Consider the following 20,281-nt stretch of genomic DNA (forward strand, 5'->3'; position numbering starts at 1 on the left):
AGTTATTTCTTAATTCCTATTTCTGAAAGAGTCACCTTAACATTCAAGTGAACGTTTAACGCTCGATATTCCTTTTTCCATTCCTCTTCGTTCCAATTTCGGGTTTTGCTTCTCGCAAAATCTCCCAATCCAAGCGGGTCGATCCCTTCTGTTTTGAATAAATCTATAAGTTGCATTCCAGTTGTGGTAAGTTCATTTTCTAAACTCTTTTTTATTTTTTCCAGCTCTTGTTTTGGATAATGAACGCCCCTTGATTCAATAATTTCACCTTTAAGTACAAGGTTAATCGATAGATTTGCAGTTTTCGTATCTTTACTGATTCGATAACGCACTTTTGAACCGAGGTTTCTCACTGTAACATAAGATCCATCCTCAAACTTTACCTCACAAACTCCATTCTCTGCATCTTTTAGAAGCAGTTTCATGAGCCGCATCTGTTTTTCGTTAATGGACTCTACATATTTATCATCCTTAAATAAAGCTAAACCGGTAATTACAACTTGATCGTTTTGCAATTTAAGGAGCGGTAAAAAAGGATCCATTCCTTTGCCCATATTAGAGTATTCGAATTCATGAAGGTTTTGTAGGGGAAGACGTCCATTCCGCCTGTTCGAATCAAGCAGATTGAATAAAAATAATCCCTTTTCCTCATCAGAACTAAAGTTCGCATCCAGCAAAGTCTTTGCTTTTCCATCGACAACGGCCAAGAACATCTTTCGTGAAGCTCTAGCGTCCCGTAAAGCCACATCCAACTCTCTGGCTAGCCCGTTTGCAGCCACGTCTTTTCCAAACAATATCACCGACAGTCTTCCCTCATTAATGGGTCGGCTTAATTGAAAGTCCATTAATTCTTTAATGTCCACGCTTGTATGGGCAACCTTTGAGAGCAATTGGTTTGAAACGGTACCGGGCTTTTTGGATTGAAACTTGGGAGCCGCTATCGTAAATTCAATTTGATCGCTTGTTGCCTCATCGAAAGCACAGACGATAAATAAGGTAATTCTGTCTATAATTTGTTGCTTTACACATGCCGTTAATAGGAAACTGGTGGCCAATAGCAAGAAAAATAACCGGTTCATACCGCTCTTCTCACCTTCATCCTGACAATATCGACAATATATAAAAATGGGATGTACATATAAATAATGTAGAATCCGATTTTAGATAACCATGATTTAACTTCTTCAACGCCGTTACGATCTGGAATGAGACATACCACAATAAAGACCAGAATTAAAAATATCGGCAGAACTGCCAATTGTTTGATGGTGAACATATGTTTCATCATTCGGGTTGAAGCCCAGAGACATAAACATACGACAGGAAATAACGCAAATATCAAAGAAGATACTCCGATAAATTCAATATGCTCAATAAAAGGAAAACGAACAAATTTATAGTTGGATAGTTCTGGCCAAATCTCTGTTGATAATTGTTCGGGTTTGAACAGTAACAAAATAGAAAGAATAATGACTAGATAGAACATTGTTGTGATAACATTTCCTATATGAGCCCATTTCTGAGACTTTTTCGGATTTTTGATGAACATATAACAGAAAAAAAGCATCTCCACGCCAAAATAGGGAAATGTCATTTCCTTCGCTGATTTGAGGATGTTGTTCATCGAATGATCCAGAATGGGAAATAAATTGTTGAAATGAAAAAAAGCCGCTGCAAAAACTAAGGAAAAACTAAGACAATGTTGTAACAAGCTAAGCATACATATGCCTAAAATAACTCGGAACCCACCGGCAACGATGTAATAAACAAGCAGAAGCAAAACCAATGCCAACGACCAAGTTCTAATATCAGGAAATATCCATACTTGTATAATTTCTATAAATAAACGCATTTGATAAATGGAACCAAGCAGGAAATAAACGACAAAAATAAAGTTAAGAGCACCGCCCGCCCATTTCCCAAAAAACTGATGATGAATCTCAATAAGATCGGTTTCATTTCGGTTGAGAATTCCATACATCATCCAAATAATGACGTGAATACTGAGACCACAAAGGAGAACAGATATCCAAGCATCTTGACCAGCCCATTGAATCGGTTTGATAGTCATGGAGAGATAGCTTAGTCCGAGCTGCATCGAATGTATCAATATGAAAACCAAATACGGAGATACGGTTACCCGTTCACTAGGCGATGGCTTCAACTGTATATCCCTCCCAGACTTTCATTCGTCGATGTCTTTTTTTAATTTCGCGTTTTTCTTATTAAATCTTACGGGGGCTGGTGATCTAAAAAAGCTAAACCTATGATGAAATTGAGAATATGGAGATCGTACAATAGAATCATATATATTGGTAATCCGAAACGGGTAGAAAGGAACAAGGTAAGGCATCCCGAGAGATGTTAATCGCAACAAATGGGTAACCACAGCAAGGGTACAGATGAAAACACCTAATATCCCCCATAACTGTGCTGCGAAAATAAATGGAAAACGAAGAACCCGTATCGTAGCACTCATTCGAAAAATGGGTGTTGTGAAGGAAGCCAAAGCCGATAACGCCACAATCATCAATAAAAAGTTGCTTGTTAATGAAGCTTCAACAGCGGCTGTTCCGAGTACAATACCTCCAACAATTCCAATAGTTTGACCAATTTTACTAGGCAGCCTGGCGCCAGCTTCCCGTAACAGTTCTATGACAAGTTCCATAATGAGAACTTCCACTACTGGAGGGAAAGGTACATATAGCCTGGAAGAAATGATCGTGGGCAAAAAAATATTTGAAATTCCCTGACCATGATACGTTAATACAGCAACATACAATGGTGTGGCAAAAATGGAAAATACAACAGAAGACATGCGGATTCCCCTTAAAATAGAGCCGATCATCCAAGGCAAAAAATAATCTTCATAAGAGGTGAAAAATATTCCTAAATTGACCGGCGCAAAGACTGCGGTCGGAGACCCGTCGATCAAGACGCAAATCTGCCCTGATGCTAAAGCCCAGGAAACATAATCCGGCCTTTCAGTTCCAACTGTTTGCGGGAAAATGGAGTTTGAATTATCTTCAATCATTTGTTGAAGCAAAGTAATATCCGGAATCATATCGAATTCTACATCTTCTATACGCTGTATACATGTATTTACATATTGTTCGTTCGTTATTCCTTCTATGTAACAAATCGCCACTTTCGTCTTGGATACACTACCTAGAGTGCTCTCTTTTATACGTAATTCGGGCAAGGGAATCCGCTTGCGTATCAAGTTAAGATTGATGTCCAGTGATTCAACAAAGGCATCTTTCGCTCCTTCTACGGTGAATTCGACTTGAGGTACCGTTACCTTACGACCCTCGAATATAGCGGCTTTGAACAAAATTGTATGATGATTATGAAGACCATGTTGAACAGCTACGTATCCCCGCAACAATTTATTTTCAATTATTTTCGAGTCACAAGATATTTCTTTTTCCGCAATCGGAATCAGATTGTACAAATCATCCAATGAACTATTCGAATCCTGGGTGAGACGTCCAAGAATATCCCGGTGCAATACTTGTGAATCAACAAGCGTAGTGAAATAGCCAATATAATAAGGTTCGGATTTCGTTTGATGTTCGTAACATACAAAATCTAATGATTCTTTAAGATCTTTCCATATAGGTGGAGCTGAATTCATTTCTAATCAACTCTTTTTCCAGATTTTATATTCCACGAATTCATTATCTCATTTCAAGCAGTTAATTATTCAGATCACAGCTCTGCCGTATTCAATCTATGCTCAAGCAGACGAATACACTGCAATCAGTATGCTTTCAGGGATGTAAGAAAAGCTTCTGATCGAAGCCCTTTCGAGGAAGAGACATTCGTGTCTAAGTTGTAGCTTTTCTTGCAATATCAGACTTCTTAAGCTCCGCTGAAAACTTATAACGTCTGATATTATAAAAAGGTTCTTATCATCGAGCAATGACAAGAACCTCTGTGGATCTTAAAATCTTTTTAACCAATCCATGATTGTATCTACGGATTCCATATATCTCTGCCCTACAAGCACACCGGTATGAGTTGTGTTCCACAGCCCCTTATATTCAGCACGAAGGTGTTCCGCTGTCACTCTTCCCCGACGATCGTCATCGTCACAGTTCACTGCTTTGACAACTAAGCAAGGGTAAGAAAAAGAACGGCTGTCAATAGAGATACCCTTGGCTTCGATTGAAAAAACAAAAGCGCTAAATGCCCTCGAGGACTCCATTGTCAGATACTTTCTTTGAAATTCAATGTCTTCTGCCGTTTCATCTATACTTGAAAGCTCTTCACGGTTTGGTGCAGGCATTATGATACCAGGTGTCGACGGGTCTAATTCCTTGTATGGTACTACTTCATACACTTCTCTGCTGATGACCGAATCGATCAATACCAACCCGGAGATCTCGATGGTTTCAGCCAACTTTTGGCTCAAGATTCCCCCCATGCTAAATCCGACAAGAATCGGCGGAATATCACATTCTGCGATAACCTCTTTCATATCTTCCAAGTAATCTTCGAAAGTTATCTTCGTCATATCCAGCAGCCTGCTTTTGTAGTGGCTTCTCAAGTTCATAACATAACATTTCCACCCTTCACCGATAAAGTGAGGAATGTATTTGCTCCACATCCAACTTCCTGTGAAAGCACCGTGTACAAAAAGCAAAGGGGGTCTATTGCTAGCTGCTTTTGGGAGGTTCTCCCCCTCGAATATCTCTAGAAATAAATCGTATTCCCCAATGTATTTCTCCTTATGATCTGGCAATTCTTTCGTGAAATCTCTCATGATTTTCTCCTCCTCGTTATTTAGTTTTATATCAAACTATTTGATTAAAAATTTTTAAAAATTATTGTAAATCTTTTTTAAAATATTAAGTAAATCTTCTTTTTCTTTATCTGAGATGTTTAAGTAAAACAGGTCTAACAATTCTTTAGATATTGCTTCAAAGATCGGTTCCAGTTCACTCCCCTTAGGGGTTAAAGCAACATAAACAATCCTCGTGTCCTCTCTGTCCCTTTCCTTTGTCACATATCCGAGCCGGACCAACTTGTCAACAAGTGCTGTGACCGTAGATTTATCCTTATTTATTCGTTTAGAAATGTCCGCCATTGTGAGTCTGGAATTTTTAAAAAGCGCATAGATGATATCACCATGCGAAGTGCCAATACCCTCTATCCCCTGCTTCACCATCTCTGCTAAAATGAACCTATTAACTTTCTCTCTAATTTTGGAGATTATTGAAATGACATCTCTAGTTTCCATAACTGCATTATAGTTTGACATCAAACTAATGTCAATACTTGGTAACCCCCCGCTGCAGGATCGAACTTATGAGCAACAAGCGAAAGTTCTTGAGACGGTTATCCGAACGATCTATGAGTTGCGTCTTGAGCTTAATATTTCCCATTACGAGCTCTTTGGACTCCGGGATGCCGATAGTTCCAAAGAAGATCTTTTCCATCAATATGGTATTATGCGGGATGATTATTCTCCGAAACCTGCATACGATACATTTAAAAAATTAATCCAAGAGCTAGGTGTAACTGGACCCTGAAACGTTCGTTGCTCGACTAGCTTTAACATGTTTAAGCTGAGCAACGATAATGACGCTAATAATTACTAGAAGGAACCACGAGCTGATCTTACTGAAACTAACTAGTTGCCAGGTTTGGTGCTGGTCAGGGTATTTCCAAGCGCCCAAAAATGTGGAAATATTCTCAGCTAACCAGATGAAAAAACCTACAATGATAAAAGCGAGCGTTAAGGGCATTCGGTAAGTTACAGTCCGAACCCGATATATGATCCATGTTTTCCGGAAAACAATAAATACAAGCGCCGTCAGCCACCAACGAAAATCGGGCATAAAATGATGGGTGAAAAAATTGAAATAAATAGCTCCACCTAGCAGTACCGAAGAAGTTAGCCCAGGCCAGCCGGTCATGTCCATCCGCAGTCTCCGCCATACCTGACACATATAGCTTGCTACACTTGCATACATAAATCCGCTATAGAGCGTGACACCGAGCAGCTTCGTATACCCAAGCTCAGGGTATGACCATGATCCCATCCATACCTTATATAACTCCAGCACCAAACCAATTAAGTGAAATATACAAATTACTTTGATTTCATCACGTGTCTCTAATCTGCTGCGGTACATGAGGTATTGCACCCCAAGCAATATAATTAGAATGGTATCGTAACGATGAATGAAAGGTACCTTTATAATGCTAGAGAGAGCTAAAGTTCCAAAGATAACAACAGGAAATATGCAGCTCATCGCCTGGTGATAACCAAAATGAAGTAGTTGTATTATAGGTCTCAATAATCTTTCCCTCCTCCCATGCCCTTATTTATCGTACGTTTCATCAATAGCCTACAATTTGAGTACGAGTACTTGTATCTTCTACTACATAATAAAGGTGTATCGATTTGGAAAAAGAGAAAATAACTTGTATAGATTTGCTTATTTTAAGTACACATCCTACGAGTGGAATTTATTGGAATAATTATCATAGGCACATTTGAGTCGTTGAACAAGAAAATCCGTGTTGTCTCTCTATATAATGAACGCATTAACTTGTGCCGTATAGGTACATAGCCGAGTCCACTTCCGCGATTTTTAATACAATGGTGGTAACCATTACAATGAGATCAGGAAGGAGTGATATACGTGAGAATCGATATCGGCTGCGGGTCGGATAAAGCTCCAGGTTTTTTTGGTATCGATCGTCAGTTATTGCCGGGTGTCGACCTGGTCTGGGATCTAAATGAAGCAATTCCGCTGCCAGACAATTCGGTTGATTTTGTTATGGCCAGCCGCTCCCTGCCATATGTTCAGGACCTCCATAAAGTGATGTCGGAACTATACAGACTGTGCATTCATAAGGCGATCGTCTGTATATTGTCCCCTTATGCCCACAGCTTTGTTCACATGTCCAATCCTTATCTCAAGCAAAAATTCGATCAGTATACCCCGCGATATTGGACATCCGATTTTTACCAGCCATCTCATGGAGCGCGCTGTCCAGATCTTGCGGGTTACGTTGAACCGCAACCAGATTTCGATTTCCGGCTGCTTCGCATGGAGCTATTTTACAAACCGCCCTATGTTCCGCCGCTCTATGAGACGGATGAGCTGGAATTACTGCAGGATATAGAAGTTAATGTCGTACACGAAATTATGTATCATCTGGTGGCCGTCAAACTTAACATTTCGCATGATGAGCTTGAGCATATGAGTCGGCAGACTTTTCTTGAACCCCGCTCATTGGAAGCGTACAGAAGGAAAAGGCAGCTTGAAGACAGTTGAAATCGAGTGGTGGAGAAATGAAAGTTAATTGGAGGGCGTAAGCCCTCTTCTTTACTATTCCAGCTGCTGGCTTATCATGACTGGAAGGTAGAATTTTGAGTATTAATAATTCTTATATTTGGACAAACAAGTTTTGGGATGAAGTTAATATACTTAATTGGGGAATTTTGAAACAAGAGTTGCAAAAGTGGTCTTCCTTTATCGAGATCAAGGGGGTGATAAACATTCCTCTCATAGTTCGAGCTACGTTCAACGCAACCGGCGCTATCACCTTTACAGGAAATACTTTGGGATTAAGCCGATCTGATACAGCAGGTGTACCCGGCGTGCAGGACAGTATCGGCGCTTTCATTACAACAAATACCGGTTCTACTTACGGTACTTATCCAAGTGGCACTACAAGTCTGTACCAGAGCAACAGCTCGGCGGCGATTTTGAGCTTGCCAACCGGTAGTACTGTGCTATACGCAGAATTAATTTGGGGCGGTACTTATGTTAACGGTACGGTCAATCTCACATCGGCGATAAATAACCCTGTTACATTTACTACACCGGCAGTAACATCAAGCATCGTGCCTGATTCCGCAACAGCAAATCAGGTCGATCTGGGAAATGGGGCCCTCGCTTATGTTCGTTCAGCTAACGTTACCTCACTTATACAGCAAGGCATGGCTGGTACTTATATAACAAGCGGTGTGGTTGGAACGATAGTTATCCCAGGCGATTCAACAGCAAACCATGCGGGATGGACACTCGGTGTTATTTACCAGAACCCTTCCCTTCCCTTCCGCAATATGTCAATCCGGGCCGGAGCGGTTCTCGTTCAAGCAACATCGTCGGCGGTTAACACAACGATTACCGGTTTTGCCACACCTGTGACAGGGGCTCTAGGTGGCAGGGCCCTTTTCAGCGCCCAGGAAGGAGATGCGAACCGAACAGGAGATCAGGCGCTATTCGGACCAACAACCACCTCTTTGGTAGCATTATCGGGGCCGAATAATTTCGCCGCCAACTTCTTTGCTTCACAAATTAACAACGACGCAGGATTGATCAACACGACAGGCACCTTCGGTAACCGCAACCAAACCAACGGTGCTCCGGGAACCAATATTACTGGAGGAAGACAAGGTTGGGATATTACCAACGTAGATATTTCTGCAAGGCTGGCAAATAACCAATCTTCGGCGGTTCTAAGCCTGACTACTTCCGGAGACGCCTACGTCGTTAATGGAAACGCTATACAGGTAGATATTAATGCGCCCCAAATCAATGTTGTCAAAAGTGCCAATGTGTCCGGCGTCATCAATGGAGATTCCGTGACCTATACGGTAACAGTCAGCAACACAGGAACGGCTAGCGCTGCAAGTGTCGTTCTGTCGGATGCTCTGCCTCCCGGCTCTTCTTTTGTAAATGGCTCTGTTAGCGTTGCAGGTGTAGTCAAGCCTACCTATGACATTACAGCGGGAGCTCCGCTCGGCTCATTAAGCTTCGGCAGCTCGATTACCGTTACATACCGGGCTAACGTAACGTCTGTACCGAGTCCACAACAGCTTGTGAATACGGCTAATGCTGCCTTTACTTTTCAAAGCGTTGCTGGAGGATCGATTATTACCGGTGTTATTCCCTCCAATAGTGTGACGCTTCCAGTGTATTCTCCTATCCTTACGATTGCCAAAACCGCAAGCACCTCCAACGCAACGGTAGGCAATCTGGTCACCTATACCTTGCAGGTTGTGAACTCAGGCAATATTGGAGCGTTGACGACGATCACCGATAATATCTCAGCAGGAAGCACTTTTGTGCCAAACAGCTTTAGAATCAATGGTGTCGTCGTTACTGGTGCAAACCCGTCTACCGGTGTGGTTATTGGTACTGTGGCAGCCGGGGCCACGACTACTGTAACTTTCCAGGTGCTCGTTAACACTCTCCCTTCTCCTCCCCAACTGGTCGATCAAGCTAATTCAACTTATACCTTCCAACCACCGGATGGACGTACAGTTTCAGGTTCTGCTTCTTCAAACACCTTATCCGTTCCCGTTTCGCTGCCTAACGTTACAGTCGTCAAAAGCGTTAGTATGGCGGATGCAGCTGTCGGTGATACGATTAATTATACGTCTGTCGTATCTAATAACGGCGTAGAAGCTGTCAGCAATGTCGTATTTACAGATCCTCTTCCAGCCGGAACCGCTCTGGTCGCAGGAAGTGTTACCGTAGGTGGCACGGCAAGGCCAACCGCTGTGCCAGCAAGCGGGATATCCATAGGTACGGTTGCAGCAGGCACCTCCGTATCGATAAGCTTTCAGCTTCTGATCACTTCGCTTCCCGCACCTGCCCAGCTTGTGAACCAGTCAACCGTATCCTACAGCTCTGGTACCTTCACCGGACTATCATTATCTAACAGCACGACTACCCCGGTTTACCAGCCGATTATTGGGATCAGCAAAAGCTCCAGTCTTTCTAATGTTGTCGTTGGAGACAACGTGACGTACACATTGATAGTTCGCAATACTGGCAATATTGCCGCGCAGGTTACCTTGACCGACAATATTCCTGCAGGCTCGATTTTTATACCGAACAGCATTACCGTGAATGGCGTTATTCGAACTGGAATCTCCCCTGATACAGGTATTCCGATAGGAGCCATAACACCAGGCAGCATAGTAACCGTAACATTCCAAACTTTGCTGAATTCACTTCCTTCTCCTCCGGTACTGACCGACCAGGGGATAGCCGGTTATACGTATCAGCTTCCGAGCGGTAGAAGCCTTTCTGGCTCTAGCAGTTCAAATACTTTGAGTCTATCTGCGTCCACACCTCAAGTATCGATAAGCAAAAGCGTCAATCTGACGGCAGCAGCCGTCAACGATGTGCTAACCTATACACTCGTTGTCAGCAACACCGGAATAGAGGCCATTACCAGTGCGGTGATATCCGATCCGATCCCGACAGGGGCTGCCTTCATTACAGGAAGTGTAATAATAAATGGAACGACAGCCGTAAACGCAAGACCCGATTCAGGTATCTCTGTGGGCACTATTAATCCGTCGGCAGCTATAACCGTCACCTTTCAAATCAAGGTCACATCACTTCCGAGCCCTGCTCAGCTCAACAACTTGGCCAATGTTGCCTACAAGTCTGGTTCATTTAGCGGAACCGCAGTTTCGAATACGGTAGTCACACCTGTATATCAGCCAATTGTAGCATTGAGTAAAAGTGCGAGCACCACGAACGCAACCGTAGGAGATACCTTTAATTACTTGATCCAAGTCAGCAATGCTGGAAATATCGCGGCCAATGTGACAGTAACCGATAATATTCCAATTGGAGCGACCTTTGATATTAACAGCGTGATTATAGGGGGGGTACCCACACCAGGAGTAAGCCCTATTACAGGAATTCCGGTTGGGCAGGTAGCTCCTGGGGATTCCATTGCTGTGAGCTTTTTAGTGACGATCACTTCGCTTCCCTCCACACAACAGCTTGTGAACCAGGCTGCAGCTTCTTACAGCTTTAATCTGCCTGATGGTCGTCAACTGCCTGGCACAGCTAATTCCAATGTGCTGACAGTTCCTGTATCCGTGCCTAACGTAAGTTTGGTTAAAAGCTCTAGTCCTGCATTCGTCGTCACTGGTGATACACTCACCTATACAATAGTTGTAACTAATAGAGGCATCGCTAATGTCAATAACGTAAATCTAAGCGATATCCTACCCAATAATACATCATTCATATCCGGAAGCGTACTTGTGAACGGTGTTTCCCAGCCGAACGCAAATCCGTCATCCGGCATTCCAATCGGTACCTTGGCCCCAGGCGCTGCGGTTACCGTAACATTTGAGGAGAAGATAACCATGCCGATTCCTTCACAAATTAACAACCAGTCTACGGTCAGCTTTACTTCCGGTACCTTCTCAGGCTCTTCATCATCCAATGTCACGATAACTCCGGTCATTCAGCCGCAAATTTCTTTGGTGAAGAGCTCCAGCTCGAACAATGCGACTGTTGGTGATGCGGTCATTTACACAGTCGTTGCAACCAATTCAGGTAATTTGGACGCAGTGGTTACCCTGTTCGATACGATTCCTGCAGGAGCTGTCTTTTCCCCGAACAGTGTGAATGTTGGCGGTGTCCCCCAACCAGGTGCCTCACCTGTAACAGGGATCAGTCTGGGTACGGTCAAAGCCGGCACGAGCGTCAGCGCCAGTTTTGAAATTGTGGTCACCACCCTGCCCTCACCACAACAGCTGAGCAATACTGCTTCGGCAACCTATACGTTTATGCCTCCTGACGGAAGGTTGTTGAATGGCTCAGCCACATCCAATACCGTAACTTTTCCCGTATCCGCCCCGAATATAGCCGTTACCAAATCAACATCTTCCACCTCCGTCGCCATCGGAGATACAGTTACTTACTCAATCACAATTACGAACAACGGTATCGAAGCCATAAGCAAAGTTCAATTTAACGATCCTACACCCGTAGGAGCTTCATTTGTTGCTGGCAGTGTTACTATTAACGGGGTATCCGTACCTACTGCTGTCCCAGCTGCTGGTATTGCTCTAGGCACCCTAGCTCCCTCTGCTTCTGTAGCGATTGTGTACAGCATTATCGTTAATTCCATTCCCAATCCAGCTGTATTGAATAATCAAGCGGCAGTCAGCTTTACATCCGGTGCTTTCTCAGGGACTACCTTTTCCAATACAGTCACCACATCCGTCTTTCAACCTATCATCGCCCTCGTGAAAAGTGCGGATACCATCAATGCAACAGTTGGTGATACCGTTAATTATACAGTCGTTGTGAATAATACCGGCAACTATCCGGCCCAAGTTACGCTTACTGATAATATTCCAGCCGGCACCACTTTTTTGCCTAACAGCGTACTTGTCAATAATATACCGCATCCCGGAACCGATCCCTCATCCGGTATTGATGCTGGTGTGGTCGATGCCGCTTCAAGCACGGTTGTGATGTTTTCTGTCGTCCTAACTACATTGCCTTCACCACAGCAACTAACTAACCAGGCATTGGGAGCCTACGTATTTACCCTGCCTGACGGGCGTATTCTTAATGGTTCGGCGGCATCAAACACAGTTATTATCCCTGTATCCTCTCCCAATGTAGCTGTTGTCAAAAGCACGCCATCCACATCCGTAGCCATCGGGGATATCGTCACCTACACAACAGTGCTTACTAATACCGGTATTGAAAGTGTCAGCAATGTCGTATTCACAGATCCTACCCCTGCAGGAACCTCGCTGGTAGCCGGCTCTGTCACCGTAAATGGTGTAACCCGTCCTAGTGCAAACCCAAGCACAGGCGTTTCCCTTGGAACCATAACGGCAGGCACTACTGTAACCATAGTTTTCAATGTAACTGTCACTTCGCTGCCCACACCGAGCGTACTGAACAATCAATCTACGGTAAGCTTCACTTCAGGGGCCATCGCTGCCGTTACCTTCTCCAATACGGTAAGCACTCCTGTATATCAGCCGATATTGGCCGCAACCAAAAGTGCCAATACAACAGACGCTACCGTCGGGGACACTGTCGTCTATATTGTAGATATAACAAATTCGGGCAATTATGGAGCCTCTATCACATTAACCGATTCGATCCCTGCGGGTACATCATTTGTTCCCAATAGCGTCCTCATCAACGGATTTCCGGCAGCTGGGACCGATCCATCAGCAGGCATACCGCTTGGTAACGTTACTACCAATATCGAGGTCATGTTCTCGGTTATTATTGTTTCCTTGCCCACCAATCAGCAAATTAGCAATCAGGCATCCGCCGCATATTCGTTCACGCTTCCCGATGGACGCACGTTAAATGGCTCCATAGTTTCCAATTCAGTAATGATTCCTGTATCCTCTCCAAACTTGAATGTGCTCAAAACAACACTCTCTACAGATGTCGTCGTTGGCGAATCAGTTCTTTACAGTATAGCCGTAACGAACAATGGGATTTCCAATGTTAGCAATGTTATTCTGACCGACCCTGTTCCAACAGGAACCGTATTTAATTCGGGCAGTGTAACCATAGATGGAAACGCACGGCCAGCAGCCAATCCATCCTCAGGCATTTCACTTGGTACAATTGCACCAGGTGCTACCGTCATAGCGACCTTCTCTATAACGGTCACTTCACTCCCGAATCCAGCACAACTTGCCAACCGAGCTTCTGTCAGCTTTACTTCCGGAGCCTTTTCAGGAGCTTCCTTCTCCAATACGGTTATTACTCCTGTTTATCAGCCGATTATTGCAGTCGCTAAGAGTGCCAATACAACTAATGCTACTGTTGGAGATACGATTTTGTATTCATTTAACCTGACCAACAGCGGAAATCTGGATGCACAGGTCACTTTGACAGACAACATCCCTACTGGTGCGGAATTTATTCCGAACAGCGTATTAATCAATGGAGTGCCTCAGCCAGGTGCAAATCCAGTCGGAGGTATAGCGGTGGGCACGGTGTCTCCGGGTGATTCCATTAACGTCACAGTAACTCTGCAGGTAACCGTCGACTCACTGCCTTCACCACAACAGCTTGTAAACCAGGCTTCAGCCAGTTTCACCTTCACGCCGCCCGATGGAATCCAACGTTCAGGAAGTGTTCTATCCAACCAATTGGTTATTCCTGTTTCCTCTCCAAATATATCCGTGGTTAAGAGTACCTCTGCAATAGATGCGGTGGTTGGCGATATAATCACGTATACCATTGTTGTCAGCAATAACGGTATCGAAACCGTTAATAATGTGATCCTCGTTGATCCTATTCCAGTTGGAACCAGCTTTGTGACTGGCAGCACTACCATCGACGGAACACCGCGACCAAGCGCTAACCCGAATACAGGTATTGCTATTGGTTCTATTGCCGCAGGCGGGTTTTCTACGGTGTCCTTCCAGGTACAGGTCATTACGATATGACGTCCAATTCACTATCCAAACAACTACTTCTCAATCAATCCCGGGTAACTTTCAGCTCAGCTGGGATTGATAGTGTTGCATACTCCAATACGGTGAGCACACCATTAGTAGGACCTATACTCAAGCTGGTGAAAAGTGCGGAACATACTCAAGTCACTCTGGGTCAGACCATTACCTACAGTCTGACCCTGCACAATACTGGCAATAAAGACGCTCTGGTTACCCTGTATGATAGGCTCCCTGAAGGAACAGCCTTTATATCCAACAGCGTACTAAGGGACGGTGTTCCTCTTCCTGGTACGCATCCGTCTGCGGGTATCCAACTGGGTATCGTTAGTGTACAAACGCTGGTTCGAATTGTATTTCAGGTTATTCTTATAGCCCTGCCAAAAGACCTTCAGCTAGTCAATCAGGGTCTAGCTGATTTCAGCTTCCAAACGGATGAGGGACGAAAGGTTACAGGATCCGTTTCTTCCAACTCCTTCATTCTTCAGGTTCAAGGCGTTAAGGTAACCGCCCACTTAAAGGCGAATACCGAACAGACTTTTATCGGGGATACAGTAACTTATTCAATTTCTGTTATGAATCAAGGAAGCCAGACGATTCATGATGCTGTAGCTACCTTCCGGGTATTGGAAGGAGCCGTGTTCGTACCCGGTAGTGTAATGGTTAATGAGGTTTATATGCCATCATCCAATCCCAATCTGGGTATTCCGGCAGGCTCGATAGCACGGGACACTTCCATTAACATCAGCTTCCGTGTACAAATTACACAGGTACCGGCGGATTCCCAATTTACCAATCAGGCTTTTATCCGGTATCAGGCAGATCACTCTTATCAAGAGGTAGACAGCAACTTTGTGACAATCAACGTTATTCAACCAGCTATCTCCCTAAGTAAACAAGTGAATTGGCTACGAGCCACGCATGGTGATAAGCTATTCTACGAACTTGTTGTGACCAACGATGCCGCCATTGCCGTAGATGCTGTACTTGTGGATGTGCTGCCCAAAGGAGTTCTCTTCATATGGGACAGCATGCAGCTAAATGGACAATCATTTAATGGGGGTCGACCTGAAGAAATTCGTCTCGGAACACTCCGGGCGTATACACAAACTACCATTTCGTTTCAGGTAAATGTCACGACATTGGTTGGAGAATTGACAACAGCTGAATTGGTTAATCAAGCGAAGGTTTATTACACTTTTCGCCTCCCTGACGGACGGCTGGTTCAGGAAACGATTATGTCCAACACTGTATCCACAGGGCTGTTCTCGCCCATCATTCAGCTGAATGTCGATGTTCGGCCAGATGTTATTGAACCTGATGAAACGGTTGAATTTGTACTCGAATTAACCAACTCCGGGAATTGGACTGCCGATGTTATTCTGACCGATCTGGTTCCTATGGAAGCTACATTATTAAATGTAAGCATTCAGATTCAAGGGATGCCAGCAGCTTCACTTTTTGCAGGAGGTTTGTTATACGTAGGCAATATAATACCGAAAGCAAGAATCAACATCACTTATTTGGCTAGAATTAGTGGATATATGGAAGTTTCAAGAATTAGAGGGCATGCAGTAGCTCAATATCGGTTTGATCTGGATGGCAGAACATACAGAAGTGAGGTACGCTCGAATAGCTATTTAATTATTGTTGAAGATCCTGATGAATAGACAATATCCCAGCAGCCAACTTGATGGATTTCGATCTTTGTTCCAAGCTGCCGTTTTCAGCTCTTAGAAATGTTTCCAACACTGGTATCAAAAATTGGATCAAGGTTGTGTCGTGAGCTGACAACATACCTTGATCCAATTAAGTTATATGATATGTAAATATAGGTACTTTATGGGGAATTGTTTGCGATTACAAAAAATTAATGCACAGCACTATCAGACCACGGATCGACACCTGGATCTTGGCCTTGAGCCATCGATTGCAGTCGAAGCATATAATGCGTCCAGCCTTGTACATGTGAGGCAACTTCTATTGCCGGCAGCTCGTAATGAGTCATCACTAAAAGTGTCCCATTATCTTTGGGGGTTAATTTGAATTCAACCGTACTGGCTCCAGGCGGTACCAACTTCGATTTCTCCCAGCCCCATGTCATGACGATTTTTTCGTTTGGAACTAGCTCCTTATATTCCCCCATCGCAATATCACTTCCGTTGACATCAATACGATATTTACCACCGATACTCGGATCGAGTAAGACTTGGCGTCCCATCCAACGAACTAATTTATCAGGGTCAATAAAAAAAGAGTACAACGTCTCAGGTCGACATTCGATAAAAATCTCTTTCTTGATCATATCATCGCTACTAATTGGATTCATGTCTTTTCCTTTCCTCCTCTTCTGCAGCTTCCTTCAAACGCAACAAGCTGTCGTCCCAGAAGCTCTCAATATACTGCATTAATTCGACAAACCCTTCCCTCCTTATGCCATAAAATCGTTTGGTGCCGGCCCGTCTGACAACAACGAGTCCCGCCTCTTCCAGAATCTTAAGATGCTGCGAAATAGCAGGTGCTGAAACGTCAAAATGTGACGCAATGGCGCTTGAGGTCAGCTCCCCTTTACGGACGAGATGTAATATATCTCTGCGCCGAGGCTCCGTTATAGCTTGAATGGCTTTATCGATCATGCCTTTAATTTAGCATACACTTAATTAAGTGTCAACTTAACATGATGCTTGCAAACCGACCTCTTTTGATATATTCTGACGTGGAGACAACAAACTAATCTATAAGGAGTAATGATATATGTCTACACCCGGAACCAAAGAACATCCATGGAAATTAAAGACGCCTCCTCAATCCTCCGAATTTGAGATGTATAAGGAAGAGAAAGACGGCAAAACAATCCTCGTCTGCACTGTAGGCAAAACCGTTTTGCATTATGACTACCGCTGTATTGATGATTTATATGCTAAGCTTAAAGAGCACGGTGACTGGGTAGAGCTCGGTAGCGCCGATGAACAAAAGCAGGCCAAAGAAGGGACGGTTGAAGCATGGGGACGTTCTCCCGAGAATCCCATTGGCGGCTGGTACGGCTTGAAAAAAGGTTTTCGAGGCAGATTCGGTATGTATATCCCACCATTGATGGAGGAATTGGGACTTGCGGAAGTCGAGCACAACCCAAGAAACAATCGAATGAGGGCGATTTAAGTAATGATATTTCCAGATTAACAGGTATTGGAAATATAAAAGCCCTCACTAAGAGGGCTCGATCCATTCTTTTACACCTAGCTAACAGAATTCAATGTTCGAAAATTCAAGAATTTCCGCGAAAGATCGAAATTGATCGTTGTAATGCTCTATAATTTGTGTCGCGCTTTGCTCACCTTGATTCCATGTACTATGACAGTCTTTGACCACAGTTACTTGAAAGCCTAATTCGTTGGCTCGACGGCATGTTGCATCGATGCATATATCTGTTTGAATTCCTACCAAAACAACTTTTCTAATCCCGAGCTCTACCAATTTCATATGGAGATTAGTATCATGGAACGAATCGGCTGTATGCTTTTGGATAATGGTGTCTCCGCCAACTGGAGCTATCATGGGGTGTATGTTCCAATCTGGACTATTGGTTACCAAACCTTCATCTTCATTATGTTGGATATATAAAACGGGAGTACCGCATGCTCTAGCCTTTTGGATAAGTCCACTTATGCGCTCTAGTAAACCCTCACCGTCGTATACTGGATAGGCTTCATGAAACATGCCATTTTGAACATCAATTACAAGCAAGGCACTTTCAATATTCGTTATCAATATCTCACCCCATGATTATAATAATGGGCCATGTCGTAACTATGCAGCTATTGTACTTTCTGAACGTCCGACTACTCGTCATTCAACACCTTTTCGCATGTTCCCTCTGGGCATCCTCACGGTCAAAGCAAGCATCAGTACACCAATTCCCGCACATATCCACGCCATACTGTGCAGATGCGGGGTGGTGATGTTTTTGCCGAAGAGCGCTACAAGCAGGCTAGAAGAAAGAATCGTTCCGATAAACCGGGAAGTCATGAAAAGTCCGGAGGCAATACCGGTTTCTTCTTTCGTTACGAAATCGTAAAGTGCCGTCTGCATGCCCAAATTGTTAAAGCCGTTGGCGATCCCGAGCACGCAAAGCACTAGGAATATCGTCACCGCGCTCGCCTGATCCTGAATGAGCAACAGCAGCAAGCTTCCCCCAACGACCGAAGCCGTACCGGCAATCAGCGGCGGCTTTGATCCGCTCCGGTCAATCCAGCGCCCGACCAGCGGCGTAACCAATACACTAAAGCCGGCGATCGACAACATGACAAGACCTGTCTTCTGCGGGTCCATCATCTGCACACGCTGCAAGTAAGACGGAATGCCAAACATGATAGAATAAAACGCAATATTCGTCAAAATAAACTGCACATAGATACGGGTTACATTCATATTTTTCCGCAAAAATGCAACATTGATAAACGGCTTGCTTTGTCTGAGCTCATATCGGTAAAGCCAGAACGACAATCCCGCTCCGACTATGAGCTTCCATAGGCTTAATCCATCAGCCAGCGACAGGAAAAACAGCAGCCACATGAAAATGGTAGCAGAAAATAACGCGACGCCCGGCCAATCCATATCGGCGGCACGTCCGGCCGTTTTTGGATCTTTTGGAAATACCTTCCACGCTAGCAAAAAGGAACCGATAATAAACGGAAAGTTGCAAATGAAAATCAGAGGCCAATCTCCGTAGTGCAGTAACAATCCTCCGAGTGAGGGACCGAATGCAGCCGATGTGCTGGAAAATATCGATATGATGCCAAGCGCCTTCGCTTGATTGGAAGTGATTTGACTACGGATTATTCCCATGCCGGACGGAAACAAAGCCGAACTGCCCATAGCCTGGATGATCCTAAACCCGATTAGCCAACCGAAGCTAGGAGACAGCGGAGCGAGGCTCGACGACAAGGTCACGAGCAGCAGCCCGAGCATAAACACCTTTTTGCGGCCGAACAAATCGCTCCACTTGCCCATGAGCGGCTGTCCGATCGCACTGGCCAAATAATAAGTGGAGATAAGCCAGGATACGTCGGCAAATGTAAGCTGGAAATCCTCTTGCAACCGGGCCAAAGCAACCGAAATCATCGTGGTATTGAGCGGGTTTAGCAAGGTGCCGAGAGCTACAGCAGTAATAAGCAGCATTTCTCTTCGTTTGACCGCGGTCTCTTTGAGCTCCATGATATAATGTCACCTCATTATTCTTTCATCCGAAAACCGTAAGGACTTCATGTGTTGTTTCCACTCATTTATCCCCTCTTCCAACCGGTATGCTTGGAACCCTTTATTACGTAACTCCTCTACTGCTTGTGCCGCGTATGCGCAGTAAGGACCGCGGCAGTAAACTACAATATCAAGATTACTAGACTGCTTATTCATTTGCTCTACTAATTCATTCATCGGAATGGAAAGCGCTCCAGGAACATGGTCATATTCGTACTCTTCGATAGGTCGTACATCAATTAGTATGATTTCTCCCAGCTTCTGTCTGGACAATACTTCATCTAAAGTAACTTTATGAAAGCTGTCACGAGGATTCAAAAATTGTTCTTTTATCCTCTGTACGTCTGATAGCTGGTGCTCTCCTGCTCTCCATAAAGACAGCAATAATTCATTGACCGCCGTGTTCGCCAACTCATAATACACAAATGTTCCCTTCTTCCTAGATGTCACCAAACAAGCTTCAGAGAGGACTTGAAGATGTTGAGACACGTTGGCTATGGTCATATTCGTCTGTTGAGCAAGCTTTTCGACGGACTTCTCGCCTTGAGATAGCAGGTCGAGAAGTTCAAGCCGCCTTTCGCTAGATAAACATTTTCCGATCCGAGCAAATTGTTTATAAATAGCATCTTTGAAAGGTCTTCCGTTGGGTACATCCATCTCATCGCCACCTATATTCAAGAATTCAATTGAATTATATATAATCTTCCTTTCATTGTCAAAACTTTTATTAATGCAATATGGGATGTGGGATGTACGGTTCAAGTCCTTCTAGGGGGCTTAAAAGGGGAGTAAGCA

Annotated in this window: 15 protein-coding genes; 4 read left to right on the forward strand and 11 right to left on the reverse strand. The window is 44.1% G+C overall.

The genetic code is table 11. The features are described 5' to 3' along the window. Positions 1–2: 2 nt before the first annotated feature. The 6 genes from NV381_RS03420 to NV381_RS03445 form a co-directional block, all read right to left on the reverse strand. On the reverse strand, positions 3–1,079 hold the full coding sequence (locus tag NV381_RS03420; RefSeq protein WP_258211865.1) for a Ger(x)C family spore germination protein: 1,077 nt from the start codon (positions 1,077–1,079) through the stop codon (positions 3–5). After that, positions 1,076–2,164: a GerAB/ArcD/ProY family transporter gene (locus NV381_RS03425; protein WP_258211866.1), complete on the reverse strand. Its 1,089-nt coding sequence runs from the start codon at positions 2,162–2,164 to the stop codon at positions 1,076–1,078. The genes NV381_RS03420 and NV381_RS03425 overlap by 4 nt, the downstream gene beginning before the upstream one ends. Positions 2,165–2,185: 21 nt before the next feature. Further along, the gene (locus tag NV381_RS03430) at positions 2,186–3,637 is read right to left on the reverse strand and encodes a spore germination protein (RefSeq protein ID WP_258211867.1); all 1,452 of its coding nucleotides are present in this window, start codon (positions 3,635–3,637) and stop codon (positions 2,186–2,188) included. Positions 3,638–3,946: 309 nt separating this feature from the next. Beyond that, positions 3,947–4,768 (reverse strand): alpha/beta fold hydrolase, encoded by an 822-nt coding sequence (locus tag NV381_RS03435; protein ID WP_258211868.1) that lies wholly within the window; start codon positions 4,766–4,768, stop codon positions 3,947–3,949. Between the two features lie 54 nt (positions 4,769–4,822). After that, a complete protein-coding gene (locus NV381_RS03440) occupies positions 4,823–5,245 on the reverse strand; it encodes a MarR family winged helix-turn-helix transcriptional regulator (RefSeq protein ID WP_258211869.1) in 423 nt (140 codons plus the stop codon). A 271-nt stretch (positions 5,246–5,516) separates the two neighbouring features. Continuing rightward, positions 5,517–6,308 (reverse strand): DUF817 domain-containing protein, encoded by a 792-nt coding sequence (locus NV381_RS03445; protein WP_258211870.1) that lies wholly within the window; start codon positions 6,306–6,308, stop codon positions 5,517–5,519. A gap of 348 nt (positions 6,309–6,656) precedes the next feature. Here NV381_RS03445 and NV381_RS03450 point away from each other — a divergent pair, with 348 nt between their 5' ends. The 3 genes from NV381_RS03450 to NV381_RS03460 all read left to right on the forward strand — a co-directional run bounded on the left by NV381_RS03450 (position 6,657) and on the right by NV381_RS03460 (position 15,900). Further along, a complete protein-coding gene (locus tag NV381_RS03450) occupies positions 6,657–7,295 on the forward strand; it encodes a class I SAM-dependent methyltransferase (protein ID WP_258211871.1) in 639 nt (212 codons plus the stop codon). Positions 7,296–7,390: 95 nt separating this feature from the next. Next, positions 7,391–14,224 (forward strand): DUF7507 domain-containing protein, encoded by a 6,834-nt coding sequence (locus tag NV381_RS03455; protein ID WP_258211872.1) that lies wholly within the window; start codon positions 7,391–7,393, stop codon positions 14,222–14,224. Continuing rightward, positions 14,221–15,900 carry a DUF11 domain-containing protein gene (locus NV381_RS03460; protein ID WP_258211873.1) on the forward strand — a complete coding sequence of 560 codons (1,680 nt, stop codon included), beginning with the start codon at positions 14,221–14,223 and terminating at the stop codon, positions 15,898–15,900. The genes NV381_RS03455 and NV381_RS03460 overlap by 4 nt, the downstream gene beginning before the upstream one ends. A 200-nt stretch (positions 15,901–16,100) precedes the next feature. Here NV381_RS03460 and NV381_RS03465 read toward each other — a convergent pair whose 3' ends face one another. After that, positions 16,101–16,559, reverse strand: coding sequence for an SRPBCC family protein (locus tag NV381_RS03465; RefSeq protein ID WP_258211874.1), 459 nt, complete (start codon positions 16,557–16,559; stop codon positions 16,101–16,103). Beyond that, a complete protein-coding gene (locus NV381_RS03470) occupies positions 16,546–16,866 on the reverse strand; it encodes an ArsR/SmtB family transcription factor (RefSeq protein ID WP_258211875.1) in 321 nt (106 codons plus the stop codon). Before NV381_RS03470 ends, NV381_RS03465 begins: the two co-directional genes overlap by 14 nt. Positions 16,867–16,984: 118 nt before the next feature. Here NV381_RS03470 and NV381_RS03475 point away from each other — a divergent pair, with 118 nt between their 5' ends. Beyond that, positions 16,985–17,389 carry a DUF6855 family protein gene (locus tag NV381_RS03475; RefSeq protein ID WP_258211876.1) on the forward strand — a complete coding sequence of 135 codons (405 nt, stop codon included), beginning with the start codon at positions 16,985–16,987 and terminating at the stop codon, positions 17,387–17,389. Positions 17,390–17,470: 81 nt separating this feature from the next. Here the strand turns inward: NV381_RS03475 and NV381_RS03480 are convergent, their stop codons facing one another. The 3 genes from NV381_RS03480 to NV381_RS03490 all read right to left on the reverse strand — a co-directional run bounded on the left by NV381_RS03480 (position 17,471) and on the right by NV381_RS03490 (position 20,143). After that, positions 17,471–17,998 carry a cysteine hydrolase family protein gene (locus tag NV381_RS03480; RefSeq protein WP_258211877.1) on the reverse strand — a complete coding sequence of 176 codons (528 nt, stop codon included), beginning with the start codon at positions 17,996–17,998 and terminating at the stop codon, positions 17,471–17,473. A 78-nt stretch (positions 17,999–18,076) separates the two neighbouring features. Beyond that, complete coding sequence (locus NV381_RS03485; protein ID WP_258211878.1) at positions 18,077–19,444, reverse strand: MFS transporter; 1,368 nt, start codon at positions 19,442–19,444, stop codon at positions 18,077–18,079. A 9-nt stretch (positions 19,445–19,453) separates the two neighbouring features. After that, positions 19,454–20,143, reverse strand: coding sequence for a metalloregulator ArsR/SmtB family transcription factor (locus NV381_RS03490; RefSeq protein WP_258211879.1), 690 nt, complete (start codon positions 20,141–20,143; stop codon positions 19,454–19,456). Positions 20,144–20,281: the final 138 nt, after the last annotated feature.

It is taken from the genome of Paenibacillus radicis (ex Xue et al. 2023) (assembly GCF_024722015.1).
In the GTDB taxonomy this organism is placed as follows: domain Bacteria; phylum Bacillota; class Bacilli; order Paenibacillales; family NBRC-103111; genus Paenibacillus_S.